This is a genomic window from Pseudomonas sp. 10-1B, from assembly GCF_000935045.1.
GTDB lineage: Bacteria > Pseudomonadota > Gammaproteobacteria > Pseudomonadales > Pseudomonadaceae > Aquipseudomonas.
Genome location: NZ_JYKS01000071.1, coordinates 1 through 11,215 on the forward strand (window position 1 = coordinate 1; position 11,215 = coordinate 11,215).

Consider the following 11,215-nt stretch of genomic DNA (forward strand, 5'->3'; position numbering starts at 1 on the left):
GCCCTCAGTTTGCTGCGCGACAGCGCGGCGCCAAGGCGGCGGGTGGACTCTCATAGAACAACACATAACTTATTGATTTAGCAGGGTCCTTGTGGGAGCGGGCGTGCCCGCGAACACCGGCGTAGCCGGTGCCAGCCACCGCGTTGGATTCTTCGCGGGCACGCCCGCTCCCACACAGGCCGCGTCGCGCTTACGAATTGAGTTCTCTGCGCGACAGCGCAGCCCATAGGGCTGGGTGATCTCCCACAGAGACCGCATCGGTTTTGAAAATTCGGCCCTTTCGCGACGCAAGGCCGCTCCCACAGAAAAGCAACAGCAGACTGTGCAAGGTTTCAGGTCACCGGTATCCGCGAAATCGCCTTCACCTCGCGGACCAGGCCACATATACCTCCCGGTATATGGACAGCCCATCACCCGCCGCATAGCTTAACCTCTCGACGGGGCACGCCATGCTCAAGCCATAACAACAACGATGCCCCCGTGACCTTTCAGTCCTGCCAACCCCACAACTCCAAGAATGAGGCGGCAAATGGAAAGCATCGGTACCTATGTCATCTACGTCATCATGGTGTGCGCGGTACTGGGTGCCGTGGCATCCATCTACAATCCCGAGGGCGAGCTGGGCCAGGAGTTCATCGCCGGCCTGCACAGCATCGGCCCGATCTTCATCCCGGTGGCCGGCATCATGGCGGCGATCCCGTACATTTCCGCAGGTATCAGCCATGTGATCGCGCCGCTGTTCCAGGCTATCGGTGCCGACCCGGGCATTGCAGGGCCGATCTTCATCGCCTCGGACATGGGCGGCTACCAGTTGGCCAAAGCCCTGGCGCAGAGCCCCGAAGGCTGGATCCTCGGCCTGATCACCGGCTTTCAGTGCGGCGCAACGATCATCTTCGTCATCCCGGTAGGGCTGGCCATGCTGCGCAAGGTCGACCACAAGTACATGGCCCTGGGCATCATGGCCGGGCTGCTGACCATCCCGCTGAGCATCATGGTCATCGCCATGACCATGCAGGCACTGGGCCTGGACGTGCGCCCCGACATCGCAACCACCGGCGCTGCCAGCCAGGCGCTGCATTTCACCTGGGCGATGCTGCTGCGTAACCTGATGCCGCTGATCCTGTTCTGCATCGCCCTGGCGGCGGCGCTGCGCTACTGGCCGACGCTGATGGTGTACCTGTTCCTCAAGCTTGGCCAGTTCATGTACATCGCCGTGGTGCTGGTACTGGTGGCGTCCATCGTGCAGTACTTCACCGGCCTGTTCAGCAGCCTGTTCGGTAGCTGGGGTTTCGCGCCGATCATCGCCGATGCCGATGACCAGTTTCGCGCCCTCGAGATTGCCGGCTACATCGGCCTGATGCTGTGTGGGGCGTTCCCCATGGTGCATCTGCTCAAGCGCTTCCTGGCCCGTCCGATCGAGCGGGTTGCCGCGCGCTTTGGCATGTCGGGTGTCGGTGCGGCCGGGGTGCTGGCGGCATCGGCCAATATCCTGGCCATGTTCCGCCTGGTGAGCGAAATGCCGCCCAAGGACAAGGTGCTGGTGATCGCCTTCTCGGTGTGCGCTGCCTTTACCTTCGGCGACCACATGGCGTTCTCCGCCAACTTCCAGCCCTCGTTGATCCTGCCCTTGATGATCGGCAAGCTCAGCGGCGGCCTGATCGCCATGCTGCTGGCCAGTTGGCTGGCCGTGCCCAAGGCGCAGGAGATGGGGCGCCAGGATGACGCCGCAGGCGCATTCAAGGTGACGGCCGAGCCGTCTTGAGCGAAAAACGTCATCGACATGATCCGGAGCGCCCAGGGCGCCCCGGATTTTGTGCTTTTTGCCGATCGAGGCGGTAAGGTCCAGTGGGCCTTGCATGCATGAGAGCGTGGTGGACAATGACAAAGGATGAGGCAAAAGGGCTGGCGACCGTCATCGAGGCGATCGGCAGCGAGCAGTTGGGGCCGGCACTCGATGCGCTGTTGCGCAGCAAGCTGCCCTTCGAGATGAGCTGCGGTTACCTGTTCCAGTTCAACCAGCCTGCGCTGCTGGTGCATAACGGCTATAACCACACGGTGAGCGAGCGCACCCTGAATGCCTATGTGCGGGGTGGCTATCTGCTCGACCCGTTCTACGTCGCCTGTGTCAACGAGCACCCGGCCGGGCTGTGGCGCATGAGCGAACTGGCGCCCGATAGCTTCTTCTCTTCGGGGTTCGCCATTTCCAAGGATATCCACCCCTGCGTGTCCTCCGACTATGGCACGGCGGTGGAGGAGGTGGGCTTCATCATTCCCTTGCGGCCCCAGGTCGCTATCGTCTACTCGCTGATGCGTGACCACAGCAGCGGTGACTTCAGTACCACGGAAATGGACGTGCTGTCAGCCATGGAGCCGCTGCTGGCCTCGGTGTTCGCTCAGCATTGCCGGTTGCGCTATGCCGATTGCCTGCGCGATGCGCCAGAGGGGGTGGTGTTGGAGGATGCCTTTGTCGCGATCCTGCAAGGGCAACTGACCGAGACCCAGCGTTTCATTGCCAAGCTGCTGTTGCAGGGGCACAGCAATGCGTCGATTGCGCGGCAGTTGAACATTTCCGATGGGACGGTGAAGGTGCACAAGCACAACATCTACCAGCGGCTGGAGATTTCCAGCAACGCCGAGCTGTTCCGCCTGTTCATCGATTACCTGGCCAAGGCCTGATAGAGCAGGGACCGCGCATGGCTGAGGTCAGCGCGGTCGGTGTGGGAGCTGGCTTGCCGGCGATTGGGCTGCAAAGCAGCCCCAGGATGCGAAGGCAGCAGGCTATTTGAACAGCGGGCTCAGGTGCTCGCTCAGGTAGATACCCTGCGGGTCGAGCTGCCGACGCAGCTTGCGGAAGTCCTCGGCCCGTGGGTAGATGGCACTCACATCCTCACCAGTGAGGAAGTGCAGCTTGCCCCAGTGCGGCCTGGCACCGTACGAACGCAGGATCTGGTCCACCGCCCGCAGGTAGTCCCAGTAATCGGTGCCCGGCTGGCCAGACACCGAAATGGTCACGCTGTCCTGCTCGAAGAACGGGCTCATCCATGCCCCATCCCCGGCAGTGAAACGGTACTCGATGGGGTAGATGGCCTCGGGGAAGTCTTCCAGCATCAGCTTGCGCACCGCTCGCAGCGCTTCCTTGCTGTGGCGAATGGGCACGGCGTATTCCAGCTCATGGAAGTTGGGTAGGTACTCGATGGGGTACACATCCGAGCTATAGGCCACCTTCTCGAACTCGCTGTCCCAGGCCGGGCGGTCGGTGATGTCCATGACCTTCACTTCGCACACGTCGGTGCTACGCCCGCTGGTAGAGGTGGCTGCAGTATCAGGCAGGCAGTAGCAATGCCGGCTCTGTTCGTAGGGGCACCAGAAGAAGCTGAAATGGCGGTGCTTGCGCGCCAGTTCATCGTGCTTTTCCATCACGCTTTCGAAGTCTTCACGCCAGATGCGCTCGTGCAGGTTGAAGCTGTCGGTCACCTGCAGGGTCAGTTCGCAGACGATGCCCAGCACGCCCAGCGACACCCGGCCAGCCTGCAACAGGTCGGGGGTGCTTTCGTCGACCACCAGGATCTCGCCATTGGGTTGTACCAGCTTCATGCCGACGATGGACGAGGCCAGGTTGCCCAAAGTCAGGCCGGTGCCGTGGGTGCCGGTGGTCAAGGCCCCGGCAATCGACTGGCTGTCGATATCGCCTTGGTTGACCATGGACAGGCCAGCCGCACGCAAGGCCTTGCCGAAGGCGTTGATGGTGGTGCCGGCGGCAGCGGTGACGCGTTTTTTCTCATGGTCGATATGGCGCACGCCGCTCATGTTGGCCAGGGTCAGGTGCAGGCCGTTGGTCAGCGCCACCGGGGTAAAGGAATGCCCCGAACCGGCCACGCGCACATTCATGCCATTGCGGCTGGCCTGGCTGACCAACGAGCACAGTTCGTCCTCGCTGGTCGGTGCCCCGCGTGCCGCGCGGATGCAGGACTGGTTACCCGCCCAATTGCGCCAGTGCGCATGCTCCAGGCCGAATTCATTGATGTGCATGTTGTGGGAAGAGGTGGTCACAGTGTTCTCCTGTCGGTTGTTCTTGTAATCAGAGAGCGGTGTAGCCGTTGTCGGCAAACAAGTGCGCGCCGTTGACGAAGCTGGCGTCGTCGCTGGCCAGGAACAGCGCTGCGCTGGCGACCTCCGAGGGTTGGCACAGGCGCCCCTGGGCGGCGGCAATGGCCTGTTCGCTCACATCCACGCCGTGCTTGCGCAGCATGTCGATTTCGCGCAGGCCGTGGGCGGTGGCGATGAAACCGGGGCAGATCGCATTGGCGCGGATGCCGCGGTCGCGGAACTCCACGGCGATGGCCCGGGCGAACATGTGCGTGGCGCCCTTGCTGGTGCAATACAGCACCTCCATCGGCGTGCCGACCACGGCTGAGATGGAGGAGGTGCAGACGATGCTGCCGCCGCCGGCTGCGAGCATGCCCGGCAGCACGGCGCGGGTGACCAGGAACATGCTCTTCACGTTCACGGCCATGATCCGGTCCCATTCTTCTTCGCTGGTGTCGAGGAAGGGTACGGCCGAGAGGATGCCGGCGTGGTTCATCAGTACGGTGATGTGCCCGAAGGCTTGTTCTACAGCGGCCACAGCGGCTTTTACCTGCTGTGCGTCCGACACATCGGCCGGTGCAAAAATGACCTCATGGCCCGCATCGCGCAGTTGCCGGGCCACTTCGGCACCGTTGCTGCCTGGCAGGTCGACGATGCCGACCCGTGCCCCTTCTGCCGCGAACAACTCCGATGCAGCCAGCCCGCAGCCGCCCGCGCCGCCAGTAATCAGCGCTACCTTGCCGTTGAGACGTCCCGCCATGTTCGACTCCCGAAGATTTTTATCGAATTGTTTGTAGCCCGGGCGTTTCGCGATTCGCGTGGCCGAGCATGAAACAGATCAACGGGAACATCCATATACCGATGGGTATACGGCGGCATCAGTGTTTGCAAGGGCCTATGTGGCTAACAACATTGAACTGCCTGTACTGGCCTCATCGCTGGCAAGCCAGCTCCCACATCGGTCGCATGGAGCTCAAGCCATGTGCAGTACCTGTGGGAGCTGGCTTGCCGGCGATGAGGCCAGTCCAGGTAATGCAAGAGGGCAGTATGCTCATCGGCTCTGCTGCTCGATCAATGCCAGGCAACGCTGCACCATCGGGCTGACATCACCCTTGCGCCGGCTGAGGATGATCGGGCTGACGGCGCCGCTATCCAGCAAGCCGACATACTCGATATCGGTGCGGTGTTGCTGTTGCACCGACGCCGGCACCAGGGTCACACCCACGCCGACGGCCACCAGGCCAATGGCGGTCTGCAGTTCGTTGGCCCACTGGCTGACGCGGATGCTCATGCCGTGGTGGGCGAACAGCGCCAGTACATGGTCGGCGTAACTGGGCCGCGGGTTGGCCGGGTACAGGATGAACGCTTCGCCAGCCAGCTGGGCCAGGCTGAGCGGGCTGCCAGCCAGCGGGTGGCCCTTGGGCAGCACGGCCACCAGCGGGTCCTCGCACAGCACCTGCTGGTGGATGGCCGGGTCATCGATGCGAATGCGCCCGAAGGCGATGTCGATGCGCCCGCTCTTCAGTGCCTCCACCTGCTGCAGTGTGGTCATCTCGCTCAGGCCCAGCTCCAGTTCGTTGTCCTGGCGCAGTTCGCGGATCAGCTCCGGCAGCACGGTGTACAGGGTCGAGGGGGCGAAGCCGATGCCCAGCCACTGGCGCTGGCCCTGGCCGATGCGGCGGGTGTTGTCGCTGATGTTCTGCAACTGCTGCAGCACGGTGCAGGTCTGCTCGTAGAAGAAACGACCCGCCTCGGTCAGCCGCAGCGGGCGCTCGCGTACCACCAGCAGCGTACCGAGCTGGTCCTCGAGCTGGCTGATCTGCCGGCTCAGCGGTGGCTGGGCGATGTGCAGCAACTCGGCAGCGCGGGTGAAGTTCAGGGTCTCGGCCAGAACCTTGAAGTAACGCAGGTGGCGCAGCTCCATCAGACCTCCAGGGTATGGTGGGAGATTCATTTGATATTGGACGCTAAGCAGGGTCTCGCGCAATCCTTGAACGATCAAGTAAATGCACCATTCGGGCCTGCGATTGGCAGCCCCGACCTGACGGGACCTGGCAACAATGACAAGCGCGCTGATTGAACGTATAGATGCAATTATCGTCGACCTGCCGACCATTCGCCCGCACAAGCTGGCGATGCACACCATGCAGCAGCAGACCCTGGTGGTATTGCGGGTACGCTGCAGCGATGGCGTAGAAGGTGTCGGCGAGGCTACCACCATCGGCGGCCTTGCCTATGGCTACGAAAGCCCAGAGGGCATCAAGGCCAATATCGACGCGCACCTGGCCCCCGCGCTGATCGGCCTGCCGGCAGACAACATCAACGCCGCCATGCTCAAGCTGGACAAACTGGCCAAGGGCAACACCTTTGCCAAGTCAGGCATCGAAAGCGCCTTGCTCGACGCCCAGGGCAAGCGCCTGGGCCTGCCGGTCAGCGAACTGCTGGGCGGTCGCGTGCGCGACAGCCTGGAAGTAGCCTGGACCCTGGCCAGTGGCGACACCGCCCGCGACATCGCCGAAGCCCAGCACATGCTGGAAATCCGCCGTCACCGGGTATTCAAGCTGAAGATCGGCGCCAACCCGGTGGCGCAGGACCTCAAGCACGTGGTGGCGATCAAGCGCGAGTTGGGCGACAGCGCCAGTGTGCGCGTCGACGTCAACCAGTACTGGGACGAGTCCCAGGCAATCCGCGCCTGCCAGGTGCTTGGCGATAACGGCATCGACCTGATCGAACAACCGATTTCGCGCATCAACCGCGGTGGCCAGGTACGCCTGAACCAGCGCAGCCCGGCGCCGATCATGGCCGACGAGTCGATCGAAAGCGTCGAGGACGCCTTCAGCCTGGCCGCCGACGGTGCGGCCAGCATCTTCGCCCTGAAAATTGCCAAGAACGGTGGCCCGCGCGCGGTGCTGCGCACTGCGCAAATCGCCGAGGCCGCCGGTATCGCCCTGTATGGCGGCACCATGCTCGAAGGTTCGATCGGCACCCTGGCCTCGGCGCATGCCTTCCTCACCCTGCGCCAGCTGACTTGGGGGACCGAGCTGTTCGGGCCGCTGCTGCTGACCGAGGAAATCGTCAATGAGCCGCCGCAGTACCGCGACTTCCAGCTGCACATTCCACATACCCCAGGCCTGGGCCTGACCCTGGACGAACAGCGCCTGGCGCGCTTCGCCCGCCGCTAGAAAGAACACCTTGGTCCTGTGGGAGCGGCTAAAGCCGCTCCCACAGGGTCCCCGGTAAACCAATGATCCAGTGCTACGCAAGGAGAACCCCATGTTGTTCCACGTGAAGATGACCGTGAAACTGCCGGTCGACATGGACCCGGCCAAGGCCGCCCAGCTCAAGGCCGACGAAAAGGAACTGGCCCAGCGCCTGCAGCGCGAAGGCACCTGGCGCCACCTGTGGCGCATTGCCGGGCACTACGCCAACTACAGCGTGTTCGATGTACCCAGCGTCGAGGCGCTGCACGACACGCTGATGCAGCTGCCGCTGTTCCCGTACATGGACATTGAGGTCGACGGCCTGTGCCGACACCCCTCGTCGATCCATAGCGACGACCGCTGATACGCGCCCGTCTACCCGACAAGAACAATATGAGGTAAGCACGATGACCGTGAAAATTTCCCACACTGCCGACGTTCAAGCGTTCTTCAACGAAGTGGCGGGCCTTGGCCACGCCGAAGGCAACCCACGTTTCAAGCAGATCATCCTGCGTGTGCTGCAAGACACCGCGCGCCTGGTCGAAGACCTGGAAATCACCGAGGACGAGTTCTGGCACGCGGTCGATTACCTCAACCGCCTGGGCGGCCGTAACGAAGCCGGGCTGCTGGCCGCCGGCCTGGGCATCGAGCATTTCCTCGACTTGCTGCAGGACGCCAAGGACGCCGAAGCCGGCCTGACTGGCGGCACCCCACGCACCATCGAAGGCCCGCTGTACGTCGCCGGTGCGCCGCTGGCACAAGGCGAAGCGCGCATGGACGACGGCACCGACCCGGGCGTGGTGATGTTCCTCCAGGGGCAGGTGTTCGATGCCGACGGCAAGCCGCTGGCCGGTGCCACCGTCGACCTGTGGCACGCCAATACCCAGGGCACCTATTCGTACTTCGACTCGACCCAGTCCGAGTACAACCTGCGCCGGCGTATCATCACCGATGCCGAAGGCCGCTACCGTGCACGTTCGATCGTGCCGTCGGGGTATGGCTGCGACCCGCAGGGCCCGACCCAGGAGTGCCTGAACCTGCTCGGCCGCCATGGCCAGCGCCCGGCGCATGTGCACTTCTTCATTTCGGCACCAGGGCACCGCCACCTGACCACGCAGATCAACTTCGCCGGTGACCAGTACCTGTGGGACGACTTTGCCTATGCCACCCGTGACGGGCTGATCGGCGATTTGCGCTTTGTCGAGGATGCCGCGGCGGCGCGCGATCGTGGCGTGAAAGGCGAGCGTTTCGCCGAGCTGGCGTTCGACTTCCACCTGCAGGCGGCCAAGGCACCGCAGGCCGAAGCACGTAGCCATCGCCCGCGGGCTTTGCAAAGCAACTGAGCCGTGACGCGATCTCTGTAGGAGCGGGTTTACCCGCGAACACCGGCAACGCCGGTGCCATGCACCGCGGTGTCTGCTTCGCGGGTAAACCCGCTCCTACAGCGGACTCTGCCCGTCGATGAGTGATTTACTGTCCTGACGGTTTTTTGCCTGGGCCTTTCCGTGCGGGGAGGGCCTGGGCTTTTTGCTGTCAGGGGCTGGTGATCTAGAATCCGACTTTTACCCGAGCCCCACACCATGCTGCCCATCGGGCTGCAGCCAACCTTCGTTCGTTCTTTAATGGGATAACGGCATTTTTTGTGAACTACTTCACAAAATCGTCATCAGCGGCATAATGCCATCAACGCTGTCCAAGATCCGGTGGCATCGCGCCGGGGTCCCTTTTCATGCCCTTCGAAGGTTCAGGTAAAGTTCATGTCGCTAGTTGCAAGCCCCGACATCATGTACCGGCTGTTGATCCAGAGCGTGGTGGACTGTGCCATCTACCTGCTCACCCCCGAAGGTATCGTCACCAACTGGAACCCCGGCGCCCAGCGTGCCAAGGGCTACCATGCCGAGGAAATCGTCGGCCAGCATTACTCATTGTTCTACACCGATGCCGAGCGCGCTGCCGGGCTGCCCGCGCTTAACCTGGAACAGGCGCGCAACACCGGGCGCTTTGAACAAATCGGGTCACGCCTGCGCAAGGACGGCACGGTCTTCCACGCCCATGTGGTGATCGAGGCGGTGTACGACGATGCCGGGCAACTGGTGGGTTTCGCCAAGGTCACCCGTGACATTTCCGAACGGCGGCGCCAGGAGCTGGAGCTGCTGCAGGCCAAGGAACTGGCCGAGCAGTACAGCCAGGAAATGGCCAAGATGTCGCAGTTTCTCGATTCGGTGATTGCCAACATCCCGGCCAGCGTCATCGTCCAGGACCTGCAAAGCCAGCGCATTCTGTTGGCCAATCAGCAGGCCGAATGCCTGTTCGGCGGGCCGGAACGCAGCATGATCGGCCACTTGCCCGGCGAATGCCTGGCACCGGCCGCTGCCGACTACCTGGAACAGCAACTGGCCCGTGGCGCCCGCAGCACCAAGGGCCATGCCGCCGAGACCCGGGTTGACACCGCCCGTGGTCCGCGCACCCTGCGCAGCCGTACTTTGCTCAGCCAGAACCGCGAGGGCCAGGACGACTACGTGCTGTTCGTTGCCGAAGATGCTACCGAAGAGCTGGCCGCCCACGCGCAGATCCACCACATGGCCCACCACGATGCGCTCACCGGGCTGCCCAACCGCACGCTGTTCAACGAACGTCTGCGCCAGGCGCTGGTGCGTGGCAGCGAGAACGCCAAGCTGACCGCCACCCTGTGCCTGGACCTGGACAACTTCAAGAACATCAACGACTCCCTGGGCCACGCCTTCGGCGACAAGCTGCTGCGCACCCTGGGCAAGCGCCTGCGCCGCGAGCTGCGCGAGCACGACACCCTGGCCCGCCTGGGCGGCGACGAGTTTGCCGTGGTGTTGACCAGCCTGGAAGGCCGGGAGGCCGCCTGCAACACCGCGCAGCGGCTGATCAACGCGATTTGCCCGCCGTTCCAGATCGAAGGGCATCAGTTGACGGTAGGGGTAAGCATCGGCATCGCCATCGCCCCCGATGACAATGACCAGGCCGAGCAACTGCTCGGTTACGCCGACATGGCGCTGTATGAAGCCAAGCGCAACGGCCGTAACCGCTACGAGTGCTTCAACGTCGAGCTGGACGTTGCCGCGCGTCAGCGCCGCCTGGTGGAAACCGACCTGCGTACCGCGCTGCACCTGGGCCAGTTGCAGCTGCACTACCAGCCGGTGGTCGACCAGCAGAGCAGCAGCGTCACTGGCTACGAGGCACTGCTGCGTTGGGAGCATCCGACCCGCGGCATGGTCATGCCCATGGACTTCATCCCCATCGCCGAAGAGACCGGGCTGATCCACGAACTGGGCACCCGGGCACTGAACCTTGCCTGCCAGGAAGCGGCCAGCTGGGAAAGCGAGCAGACGGTGTCGGTCAACCTGTCGGCGGTGCAGTTCAAGAATACCAACCTGGTGCATACCGTAGCCCTGGCGCTGGCCGACTCGGGCTTGGCGCCGCGGCGCCTGGAGCTGGAAATCACCGAATCGGTGCTGCTGGGCAACAGCGAGGAAAACGTGCGTACCTTGCGCGCGCTGAAGGACCTTGGCGTGTCCATTTCGCTGGACGATTTCGGCACCGGTTACTCATCGCTGGGTTACCTGCGTTCGTTCCCGTTCGACCGGATCAAGATCGACAAGTCGTTCGTGCATGACATGTGCGACAGCCGTGAGGCGATGTCGATCATCCGTGCCATTACCGACCTGTCCAACAGCCTGATGATCAAGACCACGGCCGAGGGCGTGGAGTCGGAGGAGCAGATGCGCCGGTTGGTGGCGGAGGGCTGTTCGCACTTTCAGGGCTACCTGTACGGGCGGCCGGCGCCGGCGAGCGAGCGGTTGAAGCAGGTCACTATATAGGTATGACGGCTTGCGCGGTCCATTGTCGGAGCAACGGTCTTGTATTTGTCTGGACTGGCCTCATCGCCGGCAAGCCAGCTC

General features: G+C 63.2%; 9 protein-coding genes. 6 read left to right on the top strand and 3 right to left on the bottom strand.

Translation table 11 applies throughout. The annotated features are described in order from the left end of the window. The first annotated feature begins 529 nt into the window (after window positions 1-529). Both eutH and TZ03_RS26650 read left to right on the top strand, forming a co-directional pair. Window positions 530-1,762: an ethanolamine utilization protein EutH gene (gene eutH, locus TZ03_RS26645; protein ID WP_051101315.1), complete on the top strand. Its 1,233-nt coding sequence runs from the start codon at window positions 530-532 to the stop codon at window positions 1,760-1,762. A gap of 116 nt (window positions 1,763-1,878) precedes the next feature. Next, on the top strand, window positions 1,879-2,676 hold the full coding sequence (locus TZ03_RS26650) for a helix-turn-helix domain-containing protein (RefSeq protein ID WP_051101316.1): 798 nt from the start codon (window positions 1,879-1,881) through the stop codon (window positions 2,674-2,676). 102 nt (window positions 2,677-2,778) lie between these two features. Here TZ03_RS26650 and TZ03_RS26655 read toward each other — a convergent pair whose 3' ends face one another. The 3 genes from TZ03_RS26655 to catR form a co-directional block, all read right to left on the bottom strand. Further along, the gene (locus TZ03_RS26655) at window positions 2,779-4,050 is read right to left on the bottom strand and encodes a D-arabinono-1,4-lactone oxidase (protein ID WP_051101317.1); all 1,272 of its coding nucleotides are present in this window, start codon (window positions 4,048-4,050) and stop codon (window positions 2,779-2,781) included. A 28-nt stretch (window positions 4,051-4,078) separates the two neighbouring features. After that, a complete protein-coding gene (locus TZ03_RS26660; protein ID WP_051101318.1) occupies window positions 4,079-4,846 on the bottom strand; it encodes an SDR family NAD(P)-dependent oxidoreductase in 768 nt (255 codons plus the stop codon). Window positions 4,847-5,137: 291 nt separating this feature from the next. Next, the gene (gene catR, locus TZ03_RS26665) at window positions 5,138-6,010 is read right to left on the bottom strand and encodes an HTH-type transcriptional regulator CatR (protein WP_051101319.1); all 873 of its coding nucleotides are present in this window, start codon (window positions 6,008-6,010) and stop codon (window positions 5,138-5,140) included. Window positions 6,011-6,146: 136 nt separating this feature from the next. Between catR and TZ03_RS26670 the strand changes: the two genes are divergently transcribed. From TZ03_RS26670 to TZ03_RS26685, 4 genes are all read left to right on the top strand, one after another. Continuing rightward, window positions 6,147-7,268 carry a muconate cycloisomerase family protein gene (locus TZ03_RS26670; RefSeq protein ID WP_051101320.1) on the top strand — a complete coding sequence of 374 codons (1,122 nt, stop codon included), beginning with the start codon at window positions 6,147-6,149 and terminating at the stop codon, window positions 7,266-7,268. Between the two features lie 91 nt (window positions 7,269-7,359). Further along, window positions 7,360-7,650: a muconolactone Delta-isomerase gene (catC, locus tag TZ03_RS26675; protein ID WP_003256111.1), complete on the top strand. Its 291-nt coding sequence runs from the start codon at window positions 7,360-7,362 to the stop codon at window positions 7,648-7,650. Window positions 7,651-7,693: 43 nt separating this feature from the next. Next, window positions 7,694-8,629, top strand: coding sequence for a catechol 1,2-dioxygenase (gene catA, locus TZ03_RS26680; RefSeq protein ID WP_051101321.1), 936 nt, complete (start codon window positions 7,694-7,696; stop codon window positions 8,627-8,629). 414 nt (window positions 8,630-9,043) lie between these two features. Next, a complete protein-coding gene (locus tag TZ03_RS26685) occupies window positions 9,044-11,134 on the top strand; it encodes a putative bifunctional diguanylate cyclase/phosphodiesterase (RefSeq protein WP_051101322.1) in 2,091 nt (696 codons plus the stop codon). Window positions 11,135-11,215 lie beyond the last annotated feature (81 nt).